The organism is Agromyces italicus DSM 16388, from assembly GCF_000421545.1.
GTDB lineage: Bacteria > Actinomycetota > Actinomycetes > Actinomycetales > Microbacteriaceae > Agromyces > Agromyces italicus.
Map to the genome: position 1 here is coordinate 55,399 of NZ_ATXF01000012.1, position 20,629 is coordinate 76,027.

Consider the following 20,629-nt stretch of genomic DNA (forward strand, 5'->3'; position numbering starts at 1 on the left):
ACTTCGGGGTGAGGCACACTTGACAGGTGGTCCGGTCGATGACGCTTGGCATGCAGCTGCTGCTGCTGCAGCTCGCCATCGTGCTCGTCACTGTCGTCGGCACGGGCCTCACCGCCATGTGGCTGCAGGAGCAGCAGCTCCGCGAGGGCTACCAGGACCGCATGATCGCGGTCGCGCAGTCGGTCGCCGGGCTGCCGGTCATCACCTCGGCCTTCGACGACGTCGACCCCGCCGCGACGATCCAGCCGGTCGCCGAGGTCGTGCGCGAGGCATCCGACGTCACCTACGTCGTCGTCTCGGATGACGCGGGCATCCGCTTCTCGCACCCGAACCCCGACCGCATCGGCGAGAAGGTCTCGACCGACCCGACGATCCCCCTCTCGGGCCAGGTCTACGTCGGCACGCAGACGGGCACGCTCGGCGAATCGTGGCGGGTGAAGGTGCCGATCTTCGACGACGTCGGCGAGGTGATGGGTCAGGTCTCGGTCGGGATCCTCGAATCCGAGCTCCGCGCCGACTTCCTCGGCAACCTCACCGTGCTGCTCATCACCCTCGTCATCGCCGCCGTCATCGGCGTCATCGGCTCCGCCTGGGTCGGACGGCTGATCCGGCGCCGCATCTACGGACTCGAGCCCGACGAGATCCGCGCCATGCTCGAGACGCGCGAGGCGATGCTGCACGGGATCCGCGAGGGCCTCGTCGCCGTCGACGACCACGGCCGGGTCGTGCTCGTGAACGACGCCGCGGCACGGCTTCTCGACCTCGACACGACGGCCGAGGTGCTGGGCCGACGGGTCGACGAGGTGCTCGACCCCGAGCTCGCCCGATTCATCACGTCGGGTGAGGAGCGCGAGAGCCCCGTCCTGTCGGGCGAACGCGTGCTGCTCGTGCACGGCGACCGGGTGCGCGTCGACGGACGCGAGATCGGCTCGATCGCCATCCTCCGCGACCGCACCGAGCTCGAGACGACGCTCCGCGAGCTCGAGGGCGCGCAGAGCCTCGCCGACGGCCTGCGCGCGCAGTCGCACGAGTTCTCGAACAAGCTGCACGTCGTGAGCGGGCTGCTCGAGCTCGGGCACCTCGACGCCGCACTCGACTTCATCGAACGCGTCGGCAGCGGCGGGGCGATCTCGACGCTCGACGAGCACGACGGCCTCGCCGACCTCGAGATCGCCGCGCTCGTGCTCGCGAAGCGCACCCGCGCGCAGGAACTCGGCATCGCCGTCGAACTCGCCCCGGAGGTGCACCTCGACGCGACGCACGGCGGAGAACCGCGCACCGAGCTCGTGACGATCGTCGCGAACCTCATCGACAACGCCATCGAGGCGTGCGTGCTCGGCGGCCGGGTCGTGCTCGACGTGCGCGACGATCTCGAACCCGGCGCCGTCGTCGTGCGAGTCGACGATGACGGGCCGGGTGTTCCGCCCGCGCAGCGCGAGGCGATCTTCGAACCGGATGTCTCGGGCAAGGCCCCCGTGCCGGGCAAGGCGCGGCGCGGAATCGGTCTCGCGATCGTGCAGCGGATCGCGCACCGCCTCGGCGGCGAGGCGCGGGTCGACGACTCTCCGTTCGGCGGCGCCCGCTTCACGGTGCGGCTGCCCTGGGGTGCCGCCGACGCCGCGGGCGACGTGGGCGCCGCCACCGCGTCGAACGCCTCGGCTGCCTCGACGGGAGCCGCGCGATGACCGCCGCGCACCGGCACGGCGACGTCCTGCGCGTCGTCGTGGTCGACGACGACCTCGCCGTCGCCCGGGTCAACCGGGCCTTCGTCTCCGCCCACCCGGGGTTCGCGGTCGTCGCCGAGGCGCACACCGGCGTCGATGCGCTCTCCGCGATCGCGCGGCACCGACCCGATCTCGTCCTTCTCGACATCTACCTCCCCGACCTCGGCGGACTCGACGTGCTGCGCCGCCTCCGGGCCGCCGGCGACGAGGTCGAGGTGATCGCCGTCACCGCGGCCCGCGACCTCGACACCGTGCGCACCGCGCGACTGCTCGGAGTACGCCACTACCTCGTCAAGCCCTTCTCCGGCGCGAGCCTCGGCGACCGCCTCGACGAGGTGCGCCGCGGCGTCGCCGCGGACCGCGCCGCGCCCGCCGCGCTCGACCAGCGGGCCGTCGACGAAGCGCTCGGGTCGGCACCGGTGCGACGGGGCGCCCTGCCGAAGGGGCTCTCGGCCGTGAGCCTCGAGCGGGTCGCCGCCGGCCTCGCAGCTCGCCCCGGCGACGCGTCGGCGGCCGAGATCGCGGAGACGCTCGGCATGTCGCGGGTGAGCGCACGACGCTACCTCGAGCACCTCGTCGCCGCGGGCGCCGCGGAGGTCGCGCCGCGCTACGGCTCGGCCGGGCGGCCCGAGCACCGCTACCGCGTGCCTCGGTAGCCGATCAGCCGGCGCCGAGGCGGCGAAGGGTGTGCTCGACGAGGGCACGCACGGTCGCGCGGCGGATCTCGGCGCGGTCGCCCGTGAGCGCGAGCTCGATCGATTCGGCGTCGCCCTGGCCGCGACCCTCGGGGTCGTCGCCGAGGCCGTCGCCGAACGAGAGGCCGAGGAAGACCGTGCCGGGCGGGCGCCCGCCCTGCCAGTCGGGCCCCGCGACGCCGGTCGTGGCAAGCCCCACGTCCGCCGGGCTCCCGGCGATCGCGAGCGCCGCACGCACGCCGCGCGCCATCTGACGGGCCACCTCGGGGTGCACCGGGCCCTCGCGGTCGAGCAGTGCGGCGTCGACCCCGAGCAGCGAGCGCTTCACCGCGGTGTCGTAGGCGACGATGCCGCCCGAGACGACGAGCGACGCCCCCGGCACCGAGGTGAGTTCGGCCACGACGAGCCCGCCCGTGAGCGACTCGGCGACCGCCACGCGCAGGGCCCGCCGGGTCAGGAGCTCGATGAGCAGCGTCGTCGTGTCGTCGGCGCGAGGCATCCGACCGCTCGTCTCAGCGCTCATCGCGGCACTCAGCTCGCGGCGCTCGCGCCCCGCGCGAGCCGCACCGCATCACGCACGTAGAGGAAGCCCGACCAGAGCGTGAGCGCGAGCGCGAGCGCCATCGCCGCCCAGTTCACCCACAGCACCCAGTCGCCGAGGAGAGTCCACAGCGGGACGAGGGCGAGCGAGATCGCGACGGCCTGCACGACCGTCTTGAGTTTGCCGCCCGAGGAGGCCGGCACGACGTTGCCCCGGCGCAGCTCGAGGAGCCGCCACACCGTGATCCCGACCTCGCGCCCGATGATGAGGATCGTCACCCACCACCACAACTCGCCGAGGATCGAGAGGCACACCAGGGCGCCGCTCGTCAGCAGCTTGTCGGCGATCGGGTCGAGGATCTTGCCGAGGTCGGTGACCAGCCCCCGCGAGCGCGCGATGTATCCGTCGATGCCGTCGGTCGCGATCGCGACGATGAACAGCACGGCCGCCCACCAGCGCAGAGCCCCGTCGGCACCGTCGTCCGCGAGGAGCATCCAGAAGAAGACGGGCGCGGCCAGGATGCGCACGACGGTGATGGCGTTGGGGAGATTCCAGTTCGCCGATCGCCCGGGGGTTCCGGCGGAGGAGGTCATACGCCCAAGGATAGCCGCCGATCAGTCGCGGCCGGTGAGCCCCCAGGCGTCTTCGTCGTCGTCGGCCTCGACCTCCGGCAGGCCCTCCATCCCGCGGGCGATCGGGTCGTCGTAGCGCGCGTCGGGTGCGTCGGAGGCCTCGGTCGGTGCGGGCGGGCCGCCGAGCGGCCCCTGGGCCGGCCGGCCGGCCGGCGCGGCCTGCGACGCCGGGGCGCCACCGCCCCCGCGCGCGCCGCCGCCCGCGGGCTCCTCGCCGCGGAGACGTGCGAGCACGCCCGGCAGTTGCTCGGCGGTCACGAGCACGTCGCGCGCCTTCGAGCCCTCCGACGGGCCGACGATCTCGCGCGATTCCAGCAGGTCCATGAGTCGCCCGGCCTTCGCGAAGCCCACCCGGAGCTTGCGTTGCAGCATCGAGGTCGAGCCGAACTGCGTCGAGACCACGAGCTCGGCGGCCGCGAGCAGCAGTTCGAGGTCGTCGCCGATGTCGGCGTCGATCTCCTTCCGCTCGACGGCGGCCGCCACGTCCTGCCGGTATTCGGGTCGCGCCTGGCGCGTCACGTGCGTGACGACCTTCTCGATCTCGGCTTCGGTGACCCAGGCACCCTGCACGCGCAGCGGCTTCGACGCTCCCATCGGCAGGAACAGCGCATCGCCCTGGCCGATGAGCTTGTCGGCGCCCGGCTGGTCGAGGATGACGCGCGAGTCGGTGACGCTCGTCACCGCGAACGCGAGCCGAGACGGCACGTTCGCCTTGATGAGGCCCGTGACGACGTCGACCGACGGTCGCTGCGTCGCGAGCACGAGGTGGATGCCGGAGGCGCGGGCGAGCTGCGTGATGCGCACGATCGAGTCTTCGACGTCGCGCGGGGCGACCATCATCAGATCGGCGAGCTCGTCGACCACGACGAGGAGGTACGGGTACGGCTTCAGCTTGCGCTCGCTGCCCGCCGGCAGGATGATCTCGTCGTTCACGACGGCCTTGTTGAAGTCGTCGATGTGGCGGAATCCGAACGACGCGAGGTCGTCGTAGCGCATGTCCATCTCTTTCACGACCCACTGCAGCGCCTCGGCCGCCTTCTTCGGGTTCGTGATGATGGGCGTGATCAGGTGCGGCACGCCCGCGTACGGGGCGAGCTCGACGCGCTTCGGATCGATGAGCACCATGCGCACGTCGGAGGGCCTCGCCCGCATGAGCAGGCTCGTGATCATCGAGTTCACGAAGCTCGACTTGCCCGAGCCGGTCGAACCGGCGACGAGCAGGTGCGGCATCTTCGCGAGGTTCGCGATGACGTACCCGCCGCCGACGTCTTTGCCGACGCCGATCGTCATCGGGTGCTTCGCCCCCACCGAGGCCTGCGAACGCAGCACATCGCCGAGGGTGACCGTCTCGCGGTCGGCGTTCGGGATCTCGACGCCGATCGCGCTCTTGCCCGGGATGGGCGAGAGGATGCGCACCTCATTCGAGGCGACGGCGTACGAGAGGTTCTTCGAGAGCGCGGTGACGCGTTCGACCTTCACGCCCGGGCCGAGTTCGATCTCGTACTGCGTGACGGTCGGGCCGCGCGAGAAGCCCGTGACCTTCGCGTCGACCGAGAACTGCTCGAGCACCCCGGTGATCTGGCGCACGACCTCGTCGTTCGCCTGCGAGCGTGTCTTCGCGGGCGGACCCGCCGCGAGCGTCGAGGCCGACGGGAGGAAGTACGGGCGATCGGGTGCGTCATCGCCGATTCCGTCGAACTCGGATGCCTCGCCGCCGACGCCGGACGAGTCGCCGGCGAAGTCGACGGCCGCGTCGTAGAGCGGCACCGCCTGCGTGGCACCGGCATCATCGCCGCGGAGCCCTCGCCCGGACTGCGGCGCCTCGCCCGTGAACTGCTGCAGCGCCGACTCCGCGCGCTCGAGGTCGCCGAGCACCTCGGTGCCGTACTCGCCCACAACCGCGGGCGCGCCGCCGACCCCCTCGATCGGGCTCTCGAAACTGCCCACGGCCGAGCCCTGACCGAACACCTCGGTGAGGCCCTCGACACCGGGCGCGTCGAACTCGGGGTCCTCCTCGCGGTTGGAGGCGTTGCGCCGCCACCATGGCAGGAGCCCGCTCGGCTCGGACTCCTCGTCGTCGCCGTCGATGCCGTCGAGCTCGGTCTGCACGCTCTTGCGCCGGTCGCGGCGCGAGGGCTTCGCCGTGTCATCCGGCTCGGCCTGCTGCGCCTCGTCTGGCGCGCCGAACAGCCACTCGTACAGTTCGCGGAACCGCGCCGGAACACGGGTCGGCGGCGTCTTCGTGATGATGAGGAGCGACAGGACCACCAGCAGGATCACAACGATCGTCGCGCCGGCCTCGGTGATGAGGAGGATGAGCGGGGTCGCGAGCATCCACCCGAGGATGCCGCCCGCGCGCGCGAGCACGGCCATGCCCTCGCTCGGCTCGGGCTGGCCTCCGAAGAGGTGGCAGAGCGCCGAGACGCTCACGAGCAGGATGCCGAGTCCGATGCCGATGCGCGTGTTGTCGTGCACCGAGCTCGGATGCCGGAACAGCCAGACGGCGAAGATCAGCATGATCACGGGGAGCGCGAACGCGACCCGGCCGAACAGGCCGCCGAAGCTCCACGAGTCGAGGGTCTGCGCGACCGGCTCGTTGATGAAGAACCACTCGACGACGGCCCCGGCGATCGCCAGCACCACGATGAAGAACGGCAGGCCGTCGCGGCGCTCGTCTTTCTGCAGGGTCTCGGGGCCGAGCGCGCGCGCCGCACCGCCGGCGAGGTGGGCGAGGCCCATCCACGCCTTGACGAGGAAGTTCGGGCCGGTCGGCTGCGCCGCGGGCTTCTTCGCCGCTGAGCCGCGCGTCGTCTGCGCGGGCAGCTTCTTCGTGGGTGCGGTCTTCGCCGCGCCGGTGCGCGAGCCGCTGCCGCGGGACGAGCTGCCCGAGGCGCGCCCGTTCGACTTGGTGCCCGTAGCCATGCCCATAAGGCTACGGCCGCGGGCCGACACGGCCGGTTAGGCCACCGGGGGTGTTCGCGATCGGTCGCATGCGCGGGCCGTCAGAACCGGATCGCATCGATCACGCGCACGCGCACGGCGGCGAGCGCCGGCACGAGCCCGGCGAGCGCGCCGACGGCGACGGCCGCCGCGATGCCGATGAGCGCCGCCTCCACCGGGAAGCCCGGCATGTCCTCGATCCGGGCGCCGCCGAGCGCCATGCCCATGAGCGGGCTGCGCACGAGGGCGATCGAGATGCCGACGCCGACCACCCCCGCGACGAAGGTGCCGACGACCGACTCCATGAGCACCGAGAAGAACACCCGGCCGGCCGAGGCGCCGAACGAGCGCCGGATGCCGATCTCGCGGATGCGCGTGCGGACGGTGACGAGCGAGACGGTCACGAGCCCGAGCGCCCCGAGCAGCAGGATCACGACGGCCACGCCCGCGACGGTGAGCTTCAGCGGAAGGTACGGGTCGCCCTCGATCGCGGCGTAATCAGTCCGCCACCCGTCGACCGTCGCACCTTCGCCGATCCCCGAACGGAACGCCTCCCGCATCGACGCCATCAGCTCGTCGGAGACACCCTCGGGCACCCACATCTCGTAGGCCGGCACGAACTCGCCCATCATCGGGTCGGGTGTCTCGGGCTGAAGCCCGACGTACGCGTCGGTCAGCACGAACATCGACGGCTGGGTGTCCCACCCCCCCTGCGACGGGGTCACCCCGACGACGACCGCATCGACCCGTTCGGAGCCGATGAGCTCGACGACGGGGTGGGTCGCGAGCGCCGGGCGGCCGAGCTTCGCCCAGAACGCCTCGTTCACGACCAGCGCGGGTGCCAGCCGGTCGGCGTCGCGATCGGCGAACCAGCGCCCTTCGCCGACCGCGACACGGTGCATGACCCCGTAATCGGGATCGACGACCTGCGCCTGCACCGTGAGGGCGCCGTCGGCGAAGGGAACGGTCAGCCCGCCCCAGCCCACCCGGCTGGCGAAGTCGACGTCGTGCCGATCGAGTGCATCGCGCCAGGCCGCGCCGGCCTGCTCCACGTCGAGCGGCCCGGTGGTGCTGTAGGCGTTGAGACTGACCGTCGCGGGCCGTCCGCCGTTGCGCTCCTGCAACTCGCGACCGGCCTGTTCGGCGATCGCGCCGGCCCCGACGACGGTGGCGAGCGCGCAGACGGCCGCAGCGACGCCGATGAGCGACAGCAGCACCCGGCCACGGTGCACGCGAAGCTCCTCGAAGGCCTCGACCACCGTCGCGACGAACACGGTCGCGACCCGTAGCGCGGCGCGCTTCACGCCGCAGCCCCGGCGGCCATGCCTGCTTCGGTGGACGCACCCCCCGCAGGCTCGAGTTCACGCGCCTCGAGCCGACCGGAGACGAGCCGGAGATGACGGGTGGACCGGGCCGCGATCGACGGGTCATGGGTGATCGTGACGAGCGCGGCGCCGGTCTCGGCGGCGACCGACTCGATCAGCTGCATGACCTCGGCACCGGTCTCGAGATCGAGTGCACCGGTCGGTTCGTCGGCGAGGATCAGCCGGGGCCGCCGGACGAGTGCACGCGCGATCGCGACCCGCTGCTGCTCACCGCCAGAGAGCCGCTCGGGCTTCGCGTCGAGCCGCTCGCCGAGCCCGACCCGGTCGAGCATCTCGCGCGCGAGGCGCTCGCGCTGCCAGAATGCGCGGCCGCCCGAGTAGAGCAGCGGCGTCTGCACGTTCTCGAGCGCCGTGCGCCCGGGCAGCAGGTTGAACTGCTGGAAGACGAAGCCGATGCCGTCGCCGCGCAGCCGATCGCGTGTTCCGCTGCGCGTGCGGCGCACGTCGACGCCGAGGCAGTGCAACTCGCCGGCCGTCGGCAGGTCGAGCAGGCCCAGCAGGTTGAGCAGCGTCGACTTGCCCGAGCCGCTGCGCCCGACGATCGACACCCGGTCGCCCTCGGCGATCTCGAGGTCGACGCCCGTGAGGATCTCGAGCGGCGAACCATCGGCGAGTTCGACCGTGCGGCCGACCCCGCGCGCCTGGACGAGGCTCATTCGACCGGGGTCCCGCACATCATGGCGCCGTCGGGCGTGCTGACGCACGCCTCCTCGTCGGCGGCCCCGGCACCCGGCACGAACTTCAGCACCTGGTCGCCCTCCGCAACGCCCTCGATGACCTCCACGTTCGAACCGTCGGACAGACCCAGCTTCACGGGCCGTTCGACGGGTTCGCCAGCGTCACCGATGAGCCACACCACGCCCGTCTCGGCTCCGCCCGCGACCGCCGTCGTCGGGACGGTGAGCACGTCTTGGGCGCTGCCCGCCGAGATCTTCACCTGCGCCGTGAGACCGGCGAACACCTGCACGTCGGCCGGCACCGCGCACCGAACCGTCGTCGCCGATCCCGCCTCGGGCGCGGCGGCCGCGTCGTCGGCGGCGCCCCGGCCGCTCCCGGCGAGCGGGGTCGTGATCTTCAGCGCCGTGCAGGTGAACGGGGCGGGACCGCCCGCGATCGTCACGAGCGCCTCCTTCGGCGCGCTCGTCAGCCGGTACTGCTGCTCGGGGCTCAGCATCGCCGTCACGCTGTAGCTCGGCGGGGCGACCTGCCCGGCGACGTCGCCCGTCGACACGGGCTGCCCGGGGATCACCTCGAGCGACGAGAGCACCCCGGCAGCCGGGGCGAGCACCTTCTCGTAGTGGAACGTCGGCTGCGAAACGACCGGCGCCTGCGGTTGCCCGCCGGCGGGTGGCGCGGCCGAATCGGCGAGCTCTGCGGGATCGACCTGGTCTTCGACCTTGATGTCGAAGAGCTTCTGTCCCGCGTCGACACGCTGCCCGACCTTCACGAAGACCTCGTCGACCGGGCCCGTGGCGGCCGCCTTCACCGGCACCGAGGCATCCGCGTCGACCGTGCCCGTGAGCAGCACGTCGTTGGCGATGACGCCGCGCTCGACCACCACCTGCGGCTCGGCGACCGAACCGGTCGGCGCGAGCGCCTCGGCCTCGGATTCGGCCCGGTCGGGGAAGAAGGCCAGCTTCGTGAGCGCCACCGCGATGACCGCGATGACCACGATGCGAACGGTCGGGAAGATCCACTTGCGCCAGACGCCCACGGCACTCCTTCGTCGGGTCGCCCACGGCGTGGGCCGCGGGCGTCTCCCCCACCCTATGGAGTCGGCCCGCCCTGCGGAATCCTCCTCAGGGAGGAATCCGGGTCTTCCCCGAGCCGCCGGCGGGCCAGGCGCCGCCTACGCCTCGATGACGAGCGGCACGAGCATCGGGCGACGGCGCAGGCGCCGGCTCACCCAGGTGCCGAGCGTGCGACGCACGAGCTGCTGCAGGGCGTGCGAATCGCGCACCCCGTTCTGCGCGGCCTCGGCCAGGGCGGCCACGATCTTCGGCTTGACGTCTTCGAACACGGCGTCGTCCTCGGCGAAGCCGCGGGCGTGGATCTCGGGTCCCGAGATGACATGTCCGGTCGTGGCATCCACGACGACGATGACCGAGATGAAGCCCTCTTCGCCCAGGATTCGGCGGTCCTTCAGGTCGGCGTCGGTGATCTCGCCGACCGTCGACCCGTCGACGTAGACGAAGCCGAGGTCGAGCTGGCCGGCCTCGCGCACGACGCCGTCGGTCATGTCGTAGACCGTGCCGTTCTCGCCGATGAAGACGTTCTCGGCCGGGATGCCGGTGTCGCGGGCGAGCTTCGCGTTCGCCTGCAGGTGACGGTACTCGCCGTGGATCGGCAGCACATTCGCCGGCTTCAGGATGTTGTAGCAGTAGAGCAGTTCGCCGGCGGCGGCGTGGCCCGAGACGTGCACCTTCGCGTTCGCCTTGTGCACGACGTTCGCACCGAGCTTCGTCAACCCGTCGATGACGCGGTAGACCGCGTTCTCGTTGCCCGGAATGAGGCTCGACGCGAGGATCACCGTGTCGCCCTCGCCGATCTCGATCTGGTGGTCGCGGTTCGCCATTCGGCTGAGCACCGCCATCGGCTCGCCCTGCGAACCCGTCGACATGTACACGATCTTCTCGTCGGGGATGTCGCCGGCCTTCTTGTAGTCGACGAGCACGCCCGCCGGCACGTTGAGGTAGCCGAGGTCGGCCGCGATGGTCATGTTGCGCACCATGCTGCGGCCGAGAAGCGCCACCCGACGCCCGTTCGCGTGCGCCGCGTCGAGCACCTGCTGCACGCGGTGCACGTGGCTCGAGAAGCTCGCCACGACGACCTTCTTCGGCGCTCGCGAGATCACCTGGTCGAGCACGGGACCGATCTCGCGCTCGAGGGGGGTGAAGCCCGGGACATCCGCGTTCGTGGAATCGACCATGAACAGGTCGACGCCCTCTTCGCCGAGCCGCGCGAACTCACGCAGGTCGGTGAGGCGGCCGTCCAGCGGCAGCTGGTCCATCTTGAAGTCGCCCGTCGCGAGCACCGTGCCCGCGTCGGTGATGATCGCCACGGCGAGCGCGTCGGGGATCGAGTGGTTCACCGCGACGAACTCGAGGTCGAACGGGCCGAGCTCCTCGTGCTGCCCCTCTTTCACGGTGTGCGTGTAGGGCGCGATGCGGTGCTCCTTGAGCTTCGCCTCGACGAGCGCGAGCGTCAGCTGCGAGCCGATCAGGGGGATGTCGCGGCGGAGCTTCAGGAGGTACGGGACCGCACCGATGTGGTCTTCGTGGCCGTGGGTCAGCACGACGCCGACGATGTCGTCGATGCGGTCGCGGAGGAATCCGAAGTCGGGCAGGATCAGGTCGACGCCCGGCTGGTGCTCTTCGGGGAAGAGCACGCCGCAGTCGACGATGAGGATCTTGCCGTCGATCTCGTAGCTCGTCATGTTGCGGCCGACCTCTCCGAGGCCGCCGATCGGGATGATGCGGAGCGTCCCTGCTTCGAGCGGAGCGGGATCGATGACGGTATCGGGCACAGTGCCCTCCTAACGTTGCGGTGTTCAGTTCGGTGCGACGCTCACGGCGCCGCGGATGTCTCGTGGTGAGGTGCGCCTCCACCCGCTCAGCGGGTGGTGCCGGCCACCTTCGGCAGTGCGCCGCCGGCGGCGGCATTGCGGTCGGGTCGGAAGTTGTGGAAGTCGACGCCCGGGATGCCGCTCACGAGGTCGATCTCGTCTTCGATCAACGCGGCCTCCCACTCTTCGGGGCCGACGAGGGGCAGACGCACCCGCGGGCTCGAGATGCGGCCGAGGCCGTGCAGGATGTACTTCGCCGCGACGGTGCCCGGCACGTGCGTCATGACGGCGCGCACGAGCGGCTCGAGCTGCTGGTGCGCCTCGGTGGCGGCCGTCAGGTCGCCGCGGTTCACGGCGTCGACGATCGTGCGGTACGGCGCCGGGGCGATGTTCGCCGTGACGCCGATGAGTCCCGTCGCGCCGATCGCGAGGTGCGGCAGCACGTTCGCGTCGTCGCCCGAGAAGTACATGAGGTCGGTCTGGTTCAGCACCCGGCTGACCTCCGAGAAGTCGCCCTTGGCGTCCTTCACGGCGAGGATGTTGGGGTGCTTCGCGAGCCGGAGGATCGTCTCGTACTTGATCGGCACGCCCGTGCGGCCCGGGATGTCGTAGAGGATCACCGGGAGGTCGGTCGCGTCCGCGACCATCCGGAAGTGGGTGAGGATGCCGGCCTGGGTCGGCTTGTTGTAGTACGGCGTGACGATCATGATGCCGTCGGCGCCGGCCTGCTCGGAGTGCTTGTAGAGCTCGATCGCGTGCGCGGTCTCGTTCGAGCCGCCGCCCGTGATGATCTTCGCGCGCCCCGCGGCGACGTCTTTGCCGACCTCGACGAGCCGGATCTTCTCGGGGTCGGTGAGGGTCGACGTCTCACCCGTGGTGCCCGTGACGACGATGCCGTCGGCGCCGCCCTGGATGAGGTGATCGATGTGCTTCTCGACCCCGGGCCAATCGACCTCGCCGTCCGCCGTGAACGGCGTGACGAGCGCGACGAGCACTTGTCCGAAGGGGTTCTCTTGAGTCACGCCCACCAGCGTATCGGTTCGAACGGATGCCGCGTGGCGCGGCGGCGCTTGGCAGGCGCTTGGCGGCGCGGCGACCCGGTCGCTCGTGCGGTACGCCCCGTCAGGCCACGTCGCGGCGGCGGGACGGCCGGCCGGGCTTCGGTGAGCGGTGCCTCCCGTGCGCGACGCACGCGAGGATCGCCGCCTCGACGCTGGGCCAGTCGTGGATGATCTGGGCGTAGTCGAATCTCAGGGTGACATACCCGCGTTCGGCCGCCGCCGCGTCTCGCACGAGGTCCTTGTGCCGCTTCGACGACGACGCCGCGGGGTCGCGGCTCCGCTGTTGCGAGTCGTCGAATCCATCCACGTGGTTGCCCTTGCCGTCCGCTTCGAGGATGAGGCGGTCGCCGAGCACGAAGTCGACCCGGCCGACACCGTCGATCTCGATCTGCGAGCGGAGTTCGATGCGGTGGCGCCGGAGGCGCAGCCGGAGCAGCGACTCCAGACCGCTGTCGGCGTCCCAACGGGCGAAGTCGACGATCCGGCGGTGCTTCGCGGGCACCCTCGCGCGAAGCCGGCCGACGCCCGCCGCGTCGAGCAACCGCTTGCGCATCGCGGACTCGAGGGCGGCGAAGAACGTCTCGTCGCCGTGGCACGCGAGGAGTTGTGCGAGCGCCTCGACGATGGTGCTCTCGCCGAGTGCCGACCCGCTGCCGGTCCAGTGCAACACGCAGGTGCAGGCAACATGCGGGTGAAGACGCCCGTGCTCCGGCATCGAGACATGCACGCGGCCGTCGTCGTCGAGCAGCCACACGCCGGCGCGCCGCAGGCGCGACATGCAGCCGAGCCTCCCTCCGTGCCGCGCGGCGGTCACCACCTCGCCCGCAGCGGTCGCCGTCGCGTACACACCGGGTCGGACCCGTTCGACGGCGCCTTCGCGTCGCGCCCGGGCGATGGACTTGGAATCGGCGCCGACCGCCAACAGGTCGGAGGTCCGGGCGACACCGCCGAGCCGGTCGCACCAACGCTCGATCTCATACGTGTCGATGGGCATGCAGCGATGTTGCCGTCGGTCGCCTCCCGGCCGACCCGCGCGGCCGAGTCGGTGCACCGTTCGGGGAGCCGTCTCGGTGTTGAGGACGAGTGGGCCCGGCCGGAATGTCGGGGAGTCTGGCGTCGAGGGCTGGAGACGGGCGCTCTGTAGCGAATCCTCCGACATCGCGGCCGCGCCGGTTCGGCCAGCACGGCCGAAATGTCGGAGGAAGGGCACACCTGCGACCTGGCTGCGCCACTTCGCCGAGATCCTCCGACATTTCGGCGAGCGCCGACCTCGCACGCGGTCAGGCGCGGCGGTAGGTCAGGAACCGGTATCGGATGCCGCCGCGGGACGTGTGCGCGCCGTCGGCGGGGTCGGATGCCACGAGCTCGAGTGCGGCGGGCAACGGCGGCGCGTGCACGTCGCCGGGTGCGGGCCCGAATCCGTCGGGGTGCACGAGCTCGGTGAGCTCGACCCGGTCGGCGCGCTCGATCGCCTCGGCGAAGAGCTGCCCGCCGCCGATGACCCAGACGCGGTCGGCGGGCGAGCCCGTCCGCGCGTCGCCCGCGACGAGTGCGAGCGCCTCATCGAGCGAACCGGCGCGCTCGGCGCCGTCTCCGACCCAGTCCGCCTGCCTCGTGACGACGACGTTGCGCCGTCCCGGCAGCGGCCGGTAGCGCGGCGAGAGCGAGTCCCAGGTCTTGCGCCCCATGATCACCGCTGCGCCCAGGGTCACGGCCTTGAAGTGCGCGAGGTCTTCGGGCACGTGCCACGGCATGCCGCCGTCGCGGCCGATGACACCGCGCTCCGCCTGCGCCCACACGAGCCCGATTCGCGGCACGCGCCCGGCGGCATCCGTGCTCATACGGCGACGGCGCCGCGGATCGCCGGGTGGTGCTGGTAGCCCTCGACGGCGAAGTCGTCGTACTCGTAGTCGAAGATCGACTCGGGCGTGCGGGTCAGCCGCAGCGTCGGGGCCGGGTACGGCGTGCGGGTGAGCTGCTCGCTCACCTGCTCGACGTGGTTGTCGTAGATGTGGCAGTCGCCGCCCGTCCAGACGAAGTCGCCGACCTCGAGCCCCGTCTGCGCCGCGACCATGTGGGTCAGCAGCGCATAGGAGGCGATGTTGAAGGGCACGCCGAGGAACAGGTCGGCGCTGCGCTGGTACAGCTGGCACGACAGCTTGCCGTCGGCGACGTAGAACTGGAACAGCGCGTGGCAGGGGGCCAGTGCCATCGAGGGGATGTCGGCGGGGTTCCACGCCGAGACGACGAGCCGGCGCGAATCGGGGTTCTCCCGGATCTGCGCGACGACGTCGGAGATCTGGTCGACGACCTCGCCCGACGGCGTCGGCCACGAACGCCACTGCACCCCGTAGACGGGGCCGAGCTCGCCGGCGGCGTCGGCCCACTCGTCCCAGATGGAGACGCCGTGCTCGCGCAGCCAGCCGACATTCGACGAGCCCTGCAGGAACCACAGCAGCTCGTACGCGATCGACCTGAAGTGCACGCGCTTCGTCGTGACGAGGGGGAACCCCTCGGCGAGGTCGAACCGCAACTGGCGCCCGAAGACACTGCGCGTGCCGGTGCCGGTGCGGTCGGTCTTCGGCGTGCCGTGCTCGAGCACGTCGCGCAGGAGGTCTTCGTACGGGGTTGCGATCGTCTCGGACATCGCATCAAGGCTATCGTCCGGATGCCTCGACGCCGGCGTCATTGGTCGTCGCAGTCGCCGCGCCGCGACCGGGCGGCCTACTTCGCTCAGGGCGTCGGCTTCGCCGTCGCGGCGACCGGGGTCGTGCTCGCCCTCTTCGGGGTGCCGTTCGCCGTGCCGATCGCCGCCGCCGCCGCGTTCTTCGCCGCGTTCCTCAATGCGGCGTTCGACTTCTGCCTCGGCTGCCAGCTGTACCTGCTGCTGGTTCGGGTGCGGGTCATCCGCACGGCGTGAGCGCGAGGCATCCGGCCGTCGCCCTCGTGCGCCGCAGGGTGCCGCGAAACCCCCGAGCATCGGACCTCGGCCCCACTAGGCTGAGACTCCGGCTCGAAGTGGAGGAACCCGATGGCAATCACGAGTGAAGCGACGACGGTCTGGAAGGGCACGCTGTTCGAGGGCTCGGGCGACGTCGGCCTGGACTCCTCGGGGCTCGCGAGCTTCCCCGTCAACTGGAAGGCCCGCTCCGAGGGCGTGGCGAACACGACGAATCCGGAAGAACTGCTCGCGGCGGCGCACTCCTCGTGCTTCTCGATGGCGCTGTCGCTCGCGCTCGCCCAGGCGGGCAAGCCCGCCGAGAGCATCCAGACGACCGCGGCGGTGACCTTCGAGGCCGGCAAGGGCGTGCTCGGCAGCCACCTGCTCGTGAGCGCCCGGGTGCCCGGTCTCAGCGAGGCCGAGTTCGAGGCCTTCGCGAACGACGCGAAAGCCGGCTGCCCGATCTCGCAGGCCCTCGCCGGCATCCCGATCACGATCGAAGCCGAACTCGCCTGAGCGATGCGGGTCCTGATCGCCGGCGCCTCGGGGTTCATCGGTGCGCCGCTCGTGGAGCGACTGCGTCACGAGGGTCATGAGGTCACCAGGCTCGTGCGGCGGCGGGCGCAGGCGGATGACGAGGTGTCGTGGTCGCCCGCGGCGGGCATCATCGACTTCACGGTGATGGATCGGGTCGACGCGGTCGTCAATCTCGCGGGTGTCTCGCTCGCGCGGCTGCCCTGGACCAAGGGCTACCGGGGCGAGATCCTCGACTCGCGCATCGGCGTGACACGCACGCTCGCCGACGCGATGCGCAAGGCCCGCGACGCGCCGTCGGTGTTTCTCAGCGCCTCGGCGGCCGGCTACTACGGCGACCGCCCAGGCGAGCTCCTCACCGAGTACTCGAGCGCCGGAACGGGGTTCTTGGCCGACGTCGTCGCGAAATGGGAGCGGGCCGCGACGCTCGCCCCAGAGGAGACGCGCACCGTGCACGTGCGGACCGGGCTCGTGATCGGCGAGGGCGGCGCGATGCAGCGCGTCGGCACGCTGACGAAACTGGGCGTGTCGGGGCGGCTCGGCACCGGCGGCCAGCACTGGCCGTGGGTCGCACTCGACGACGAGGTGGGCGGGCTCGTGCACCTGCTCGACTCGAAGCTGTCGGGCCCGGTGAACTTCGCGGGCCCCACGCCCGCGACCGCCGACCGGGTGATGACGGCGATGGCCGAGCGCATGAACCGCCCGTACGCCTTCGGAATACCAGAGCGCATGCTCGAGCTCGCGCTCGGCTCCGCCGCCGACGAACTGCTGCTCGCGAGCCAGAAGGTCAGGCCGCAGCGCCTCATCGACGACGGCTACCGGTTCACCCACCCGACGGTCGAGTCGGCGCTCGACGCCATGCTCAGCGTGAAGCGCGATCGAGCTCGATAGCCTGTCTGACGGCCTGCCGCGCGCGTCGGCGGTCACCCGCCGCGTCGTAGGCGAGTCCGAGCCGGAGCCAGGCCCGCCACGAGTCGGGTTCGGCCTCGGCCGCGTCCTTGAACCGGCCGAACTCGGCGCCTGCGGCGGCGCGGTCGGCGCGACCGCTCGGCAGCAGCGGCAGCCCGAGGTCGAGCCCACCCTCCGACTCGAGCCGCTTCACGAGCGCCTGGGAGCGGACACCGAACGAGAGTTCACGCCACAGCGCCCACACCGCGATGATCGGCAGCACGATGAGCGCGATCCCCATCGCGACCGCGACCGGCTCGCCGGTCATGACGAACTGCACGGCGCGCCAGCCGACGAGGGCGAGGTAGAGGGCGAGCAGGGCGGCCATGATGAGCGCGCCCACCTTGATGGTCATCGGTCGGCACCCGGCAGGCCCAGGTCGAGCAGCGCGTCGAGGCCGACGGTGACGCCGGATGCCTCGGGCGCGCGCCGCAGCGCGAGCAGGATCCCGGCCTCGTATGAGCTCGGCGAGAGGGTCGAGTGCGTGAACGAGAGCGTCTCGCCGTCGCCCCCCATGATGACCCGCTGCTCGGCGAGCACGCCCGACATGCGGAGACTGTGCACCGGCACGCCCGACACGAGTTGGCCCCGTGCGCGCTGGTCGGCGTGCGGCGCCGCGACCGGCCCGGCCGCGCCGCGGCCCTCGCCGATGAGTTCGGCGGTGCGCACCGCGGTGCCCGAGGGCGAGTCGACCTTGCCCGCGTGGTGGGCCTCGATGATCTCGATCGAGTCGAAGTAGGGCGCGGCGAGGGCGGCGAAGGCCGTCGCCAGCACGCTGCCGATCGAGAAGTTCGGCACGAACAGGACGGCACGGGCATCGTCGCCGGCGCGCACCGAACGGGCGATCTCGGCAATGCGATCGCTCGACCAGCCCGAGGTGCCGACGACGATCGGGATGCCGGCGCCCACAGCGAACTCGACGATCGACGAGCTCGCGGCGGGGTGGGTGGCGTCGAACGCGACGTCGGCCCCGAGCATCTCGTCGAGGCTCGAACGGGAATCGAGCGCCGCGTGCAGTTCGAGGTCGTCGGCCGCCTCGATGAGTCGGATCGCCAGCTGCCCCATCTTGCCCGTGGCTCCGGCCACGGCGACCTTGATCGTCACCGGGCCAGCCTAGCAAGCGGCGAATATGCTCGAGGCATGCTGCGATTCCGCGACGCCGCCGTCACCGACCGCGACGCCCACGCCCTCCTCGAGGCCTACTTCGCCGAGCGAGCGCTCGGCTTCCCGGCCGAGCAGGGCGAGTACCGACCGACATTCCCGGATGCTGCGCAGTTCACGCCGCCCGCGGGCGTGTTCCTCGTCGTGGCCGACGACGAGCACGACGGCGGGCTCGTCGGCTGCGGGGGCGTGCGGCGCATCCAGCGGCGCCCCGAGACCTTCGAGGTGCGCTTCGAGGTGAAGCACCTCTGGCTCGCGCCCGCGGCCCGCGGCCGCGGCGAGGGCCGTCGCCTGCTCGAAGAGCTCGAGCGCCGCGCCGTCGAGTACGGCGCGCAGGAGCTGGTGCTCGACACGAATGCGAACCTCGAAGCCGCGGGCGGCCTCTACCGCTCGGCCGGGTACTCCCCCGTCGAGCCCTACAACGCCAACCCGAACGCGACCGACTGGTTCGGCAAGCGGGTCTGAGGCGTACCGCTCAGATCGTGTACGGCTCGGGCAGCCCGCTGCGCAGCTCGGGCGGCAGGTGCGCGAGGTCGTTGTGCGAGACGAGGCTCCACGGGCGGCCCGGCCTCTGGCTGAGCACGGTCAACCCGCAGTTCGCCTGGTTGACCGACACCCAGCGCCAGTCGGGGGCACCGAGCACCTCGCGCACGAACCAGCCGATGACGAAGTTGTGCGTGATGAGCAGTTCATGGCGGTCTTCGCGGTGCGACCGCAGGAACTCGGCGACGGCGTCGGCCATCTGCGCGCTGCCGGCTTCGATCTCCTCCTCGGTCACCGAACCGAAGAACGGGTCGTAAACCTTCGGCGTCTCGGGTGCGGGGCCCGATGGGATGCAGTCGAACAGCAACGGCGAGGGTTCGGGGTCGAGCGCCGGCATCTTCGCCGCGATGATCTCGGCCGTCTCGCTCGCCCGCTGCAGCGGCGAATGCCAGGCGTGGTCGAAGGGGATGCCGCCGAGGCGCTCGGCGAGGAGTTCGGCCTGGCGGCGACCGCGGGGCGACAGCGGCCCGTCGGGAAGGCCGTGCTCGGCGTCGATCTGCTCGCCGTGTCGCACGAGGTAGAGGTGATGGGTCACGGGCCTGCTCCTGTAGGGATCGCGTCGCTCAGGCGACGTCGGTGCTCGGCGCGAGCTGGTCGGCTGCGCCGGTGAAGGCCGACTCGTCGATCGCGCCCACGGCGACGAGCGAGAACGGCTGGGCGGCGAGGTCGCTCGCGAGGGCCTGCACATCGTCGACGGTGACGCGTGCGACGCGCCGGAGCGCCTCGTCGAGGTCGACGAATTCGCCGAGGGTGAGTTCTGAGCGCCCGAGCCGCGACATGCGGGTGTCGGAGTCTTCGAGCGCGAGTGCCGAAGCGCCGGCGAGCTGGCCGCCTGCGCGCTCGAGTTCTTCGGGCGTCACGCCGTCACGGGCGAGGCGCCCGAGCTCGTCGCGCATGAGCTCGGCGACGGTGCCGGCCTTGGCGGGCGAGCACCCCGCGTACATGCCGAAGAGCCCCGCATCGGAGTACGCCGGCGCGAAGGAGTAGACGGAGTACGCGAGTCCGCGCCGCTCGCGGATCTGCTGGAACAGCCGCGACGACATGCCCGAACCGAAGATCGCGTTGAGCACGCTCATCGTCACCCTGCGCTCGTCGGTCGCGACGAGCGCAGGCGCGCCGAGCAGCAGGTTCACCTGTTCGGTTGGTCGTTCTACGACGGTCAGCGGATGCCCCGGGGCGAGCGCGGAGGGCACGATGGCCCGGCGCGCGACGGGTTCGCCGGGTTCGTCGAGGCGCCAGCCGCCCGCGGTGAGCGCACGGCCGAGTTCGGCGACGAGCTCGTCGTGGTCGACCGCGCCGGCGACGCTCACCACCAGGTCTTGCGGGCGGTAGTTGGCCCGATAGTGTTCGGCGACCGCGCCGCGGGTGGCGGCTTGGATGGTGCCGGTGTTGCCGCCGATCGGGCGGCCGAGCGGGTGGGTGCCGAGCACGGCCTGGAAGAAGCGTTCGTTCGCGACGTCGGCCGGATCGTCGCCGGCCATCGAGAGTTCTTCGAGGATGACGCCGCGTTCGGTCTCGAACTCGTCGGGGTCGAGAAGCGAGGAGGTGAACATGTCGGCGAGCACGGTGATCGCCATCGGCAGGTCTCGGTCTTGAACCTTGGCGTAGTAGCAGGTGTACTCCTTCGCCGTGAGCGCGTTGTGCTCACCGCCGACCGCGTCGAAGGCGATCGCGATGTCGAGCGCGGTGCGGCTCGGAGTGCCCTTGAACAGGAGGTGCTCGAGGAAGTGGGTCGATCCGAGGCTCGCGGGCCCCGAGGCATCCGCATGCTGCTCGTCGCGCGAGCCGACCGCGACCCAGAAGCCGATCGTCACACTGCGACTGCCGGGCACCTGCTCGCTGAGCACCCGCACCCCCGATGGGAGCACCGAACGCCGCACACGCGAGCCGCCCGTCGCCTCGAAGGAGAGCTCGGCCTGGCCGAGAGGGAGGTGGACGGCGCCGTTCATCCTGAACAGC

Annotated in this window: 21 protein-coding genes; 6 read left to right on the forward strand and 15 right to left on the reverse strand. The window is 71.5% G+C overall.

Features of this window, described 5'->3' with window-relative positions; translation table 11 throughout:
• Positions 1-26 precede the first annotated feature (26 nt).
• Both H516_RS20785 and H516_RS0116915 read left to right on the forward strand, forming a co-directional pair.
• The gene (locus tag H516_RS20785) at positions 27-1,685 is read left to right on the forward strand and encodes an ATP-binding protein (protein ID WP_022890886.1); all 1,659 of its coding nucleotides are present in this window, start codon (positions 27-29) and stop codon (positions 1,683-1,685) included.
• On the forward strand, positions 1,682-2,380 hold the full coding sequence (locus H516_RS0116915) for a response regulator (protein ID WP_022890887.1): 699 nt from the start codon (positions 1,682-1,684) through the stop codon (positions 2,378-2,380). Before H516_RS20785 ends, H516_RS0116915 begins: the two co-directional genes overlap by 4 nt.
• Positions 2,381-2,384: 4 nt before the next feature.
• Here H516_RS0116915 and H516_RS0116920 read toward each other — a convergent pair whose 3' ends face one another.
• The 11 genes from H516_RS0116920 to H516_RS0116970 form a co-directional block, all read right to left on the reverse strand.
• Complete coding sequence (locus H516_RS0116920; RefSeq protein ID WP_425393482.1) at positions 2,385-2,942, reverse strand: CinA family protein; 558 nt, start codon at positions 2,940-2,942, stop codon at positions 2,385-2,387.
• A gap of 8 nt (positions 2,943-2,950) precedes the next feature.
• A complete protein-coding gene (gene pgsA / locus H516_RS0116925; RefSeq protein WP_022890889.1) occupies positions 2,951-3,553 on the reverse strand; it encodes a CDP-diacylglycerol--glycerol-3-phosphate 3-phosphatidyltransferase in 603 nt (200 codons plus the stop codon).
• Between the two features lie 21 nt (positions 3,554-3,574).
• The gene (locus H516_RS0116930; RefSeq protein ID WP_022890890.1) at positions 3,575-6,520 is read right to left on the reverse strand and encodes an FtsK/SpoIIIE family DNA translocase; all 2,946 of its coding nucleotides are present in this window, start codon (positions 6,518-6,520) and stop codon (positions 3,575-3,577) included.
• A gap of 74 nt (positions 6,521-6,594) precedes the next feature.
• Positions 6,595-7,836 (reverse strand): ABC transporter permease, encoded by a 1,242-nt coding sequence (locus tag H516_RS0116935; protein ID WP_022890891.1) that lies wholly within the window; start codon positions 7,834-7,836, stop codon positions 6,595-6,597.
• The gene (locus tag H516_RS0116940; protein ID WP_022890892.1) at positions 7,833-8,573 is read right to left on the reverse strand and encodes an ABC transporter ATP-binding protein; all 741 of its coding nucleotides are present in this window, start codon (positions 8,571-8,573) and stop codon (positions 7,833-7,835) included. The genes H516_RS0116935 and H516_RS0116940 overlap by 4 nt, the downstream gene beginning before the upstream one ends.
• The gene (locus H516_RS0116945) at positions 8,570-9,631 is read right to left on the reverse strand and encodes an efflux RND transporter periplasmic adaptor subunit (RefSeq protein ID WP_022890893.1); all 1,062 of its coding nucleotides are present in this window, start codon (positions 9,629-9,631) and stop codon (positions 8,570-8,572) included. The genes H516_RS0116940 and H516_RS0116945 overlap by 4 nt, the downstream gene beginning before the upstream one ends.
• Before the next feature lie 135 nt (positions 9,632-9,766).
• Positions 9,767-11,443, reverse strand: coding sequence for a ribonuclease J (locus tag H516_RS0116950; RefSeq protein WP_022890894.1), 1,677 nt, complete (start codon positions 11,441-11,443; stop codon positions 9,767-9,769).
• 86 nt (positions 11,444-11,529) lie between these two features.
• On the reverse strand, positions 11,530-12,504 hold the full coding sequence (gene dapA / locus H516_RS0116955) for a 4-hydroxy-tetrahydrodipicolinate synthase (RefSeq protein ID WP_026378948.1): 975 nt from the start codon (positions 12,502-12,504) through the stop codon (positions 11,530-11,532).
• 100 nt (positions 12,505-12,604) lie between these two features.
• A complete protein-coding gene (locus H516_RS20790; protein WP_022890896.1) occupies positions 12,605-13,537 on the reverse strand; it encodes a type IV toxin-antitoxin system AbiEi family antitoxin domain-containing protein in 933 nt (310 codons plus the stop codon).
• Between the two features lie 286 nt (positions 13,538-13,823).
• Entirely contained in the window at positions 13,824-14,384 is a 561-nt protein-coding gene (locus H516_RS0116965; protein WP_022890897.1) for a dihydrofolate reductase, read from the reverse strand.
• On the reverse strand, positions 14,381-15,190 hold the full coding sequence (locus H516_RS0116970) for a thymidylate synthase (RefSeq protein WP_022890898.1): 810 nt from the start codon (positions 15,188-15,190) through the stop codon (positions 14,381-14,383). Before H516_RS0116970 ends, H516_RS0116965 begins: the two co-directional genes overlap by 4 nt.
• Before the next feature lie 21 nt (positions 15,191-15,211).
• Here H516_RS0116970 and H516_RS20795 point away from each other — a divergent pair, with 21 nt between their 5' ends.
• The 3 genes from H516_RS20795 to H516_RS0116985 all read left to right on the forward strand — a co-directional run bounded on the left by H516_RS20795 (position 15,212) and on the right by H516_RS0116985 (position 16,909).
• The gene (locus tag H516_RS20795) at positions 15,212-15,463 is read left to right on the forward strand and encodes a DUF4395 family protein (protein WP_084620767.1); all 252 of its coding nucleotides are present in this window, start codon (positions 15,212-15,214) and stop codon (positions 15,461-15,463) included.
• 111 nt (positions 15,464-15,574) lie between these two features.
• Positions 15,575-16,000, forward strand: a complete 426-nt coding sequence (locus H516_RS0116980) for an OsmC family peroxiredoxin (RefSeq protein WP_022890899.1) — start codon at positions 15,575-15,577, stop codon at positions 15,998-16,000.
• A 3-nt stretch (positions 16,001-16,003) separates the two neighbouring features.
• A complete protein-coding gene (locus tag H516_RS0116985) occupies positions 16,004-16,909 on the forward strand; it encodes a TIGR01777 family oxidoreductase (RefSeq protein WP_022890900.1) in 906 nt (301 codons plus the stop codon).
• Here H516_RS0116985 and H516_RS0116990 read toward each other — a convergent pair.
• Together H516_RS0116990 and dapB are read right to left on the reverse strand one after the other, a co-directional pair.
• The gene (locus tag H516_RS0116990) at positions 16,881-17,321 is read right to left on the reverse strand and encodes a hypothetical protein (protein WP_022890901.1); all 441 of its coding nucleotides are present in this window, start codon (positions 17,319-17,321) and stop codon (positions 16,881-16,883) included. The two genes, H516_RS0116985 and H516_RS0116990, sit on opposite strands and share 29 nt — an antisense overlap.
• Positions 17,318-18,070: a 4-hydroxy-tetrahydrodipicolinate reductase gene (gene dapB, locus H516_RS0116995; RefSeq protein WP_022890902.1), complete on the reverse strand. Its 753-nt coding sequence runs from the start codon at positions 18,068-18,070 to the stop codon at positions 17,318-17,320. Before dapB ends, H516_RS0116990 begins: the two co-directional genes overlap by 4 nt.
• A 36-nt stretch (positions 18,071-18,106) precedes the next feature.
• Between dapB and H516_RS0117000 the strand changes: the two genes are divergently transcribed.
• Positions 18,107-18,592 (forward strand): GNAT family N-acetyltransferase, encoded by a 486-nt coding sequence (locus tag H516_RS0117000; protein WP_022890903.1) that lies wholly within the window; start codon positions 18,107-18,109, stop codon positions 18,590-18,592.
• 10 nt (positions 18,593-18,602) lie between these two features.
• On the opposite strand, the gene H516_RS0117005 is transcribed toward H516_RS0117000, so the two are convergent.
• A complete protein-coding gene (locus tag H516_RS0117005) occupies positions 18,603-19,205 on the reverse strand; it encodes a histidine phosphatase family protein (RefSeq protein WP_022890904.1) in 603 nt (200 codons plus the stop codon).
• Between the two features lie 28 nt (positions 19,206-19,233).
• Positions 19,234-20,619, reverse strand: coding sequence for a M16 family metallopeptidase (locus tag H516_RS0117010; protein WP_022890905.1), 1,386 nt, complete (start codon positions 20,617-20,619; stop codon positions 19,234-19,236).
• Positions 20,620-20,629 lie beyond the last annotated feature (10 nt).

Coding starts and splice junctions, on each gene's coding strand:
- H516_RS0116915 (WP_022890887.1), top strand. CDS start 1,682: ATGACCGCCGCGCACCGGCACGGCGACGTCCTGCGCGTCGTCGTGGTC.
- H516_RS0116920 (WP_425393482.1), bottom strand. CDS start 2,942: ATGAGCGCTGAGACGAGCGGTCGGATGCCTCGCGCCGACGACACGACG.
- pgsA (WP_022890889.1), bottom strand. CDS start 3,553: ATGACCTCCTCCGCCGGAACCCCCGGGCGATCGGCGAACTGGAATCTC.
- H516_RS0116930 (WP_022890890.1), bottom strand. CDS start 6,520: ATGGGCATGGCTACGGGCACCAAGTCGAACGGGCGCGCCTCGGGCAGC.
- H516_RS0116940 (WP_022890892.1), bottom strand. CDS start 8,573: ATGAGCCTCGTCCAGGCGCGCGGGGTCGGCCGCACGGTCGAACTCGCC.
- H516_RS20790 (WP_022890896.1), bottom strand. CDS start 13,537: ATGCCCATCGACACGTATGAGATCGAGCGTTGGTGCGACCGGCTCGGC.
- H516_RS0116965 (WP_022890897.1), bottom strand. CDS start 14,384: ATGAGCACGGATGCCGCCGGGCGCGTGCCGCGAATCGGGCTCGTGTGG.
- H516_RS0116970 (WP_022890898.1), bottom strand. CDS start 15,190: ATGTCCGAGACGATCGCAACCCCGTACGAAGACCTCCTGCGCGACGTG.
- H516_RS20795 (WP_084620767.1), top strand. CDS start 15,212: ATGCCTCGACGCCGGCGTCATTGGTCGTCGCAGTCGCCGCGCCGCGAC.
- H516_RS0116980 (WP_022890899.1), top strand. CDS start 15,575: ATGGCAATCACGAGTGAAGCGACGACGGTCTGGAAGGGCACGCTGTTC.
- H516_RS0116985 (WP_022890900.1), top strand. CDS start 16,004: ATGCGGGTCCTGATCGCCGGCGCCTCGGGGTTCATCGGTGCGCCGCTC.
- H516_RS0116990 (WP_022890901.1), bottom strand. CDS start 17,321: ATGACCATCAAGGTGGGCGCGCTCATCATGGCCGCCCTGCTCGCCCTC.
- H516_RS0117000 (WP_022890903.1), top strand. CDS start 18,107: ATGCTGCGATTCCGCGACGCCGCCGTCACCGACCGCGACGCCCACGCC.
- H516_RS0117010 (WP_022890905.1), bottom strand. CDS start 20,619: ATGAACGGCGCCGTCCACCTCCCTCTCGGCCAGGCCGAGCTCTCCTTC.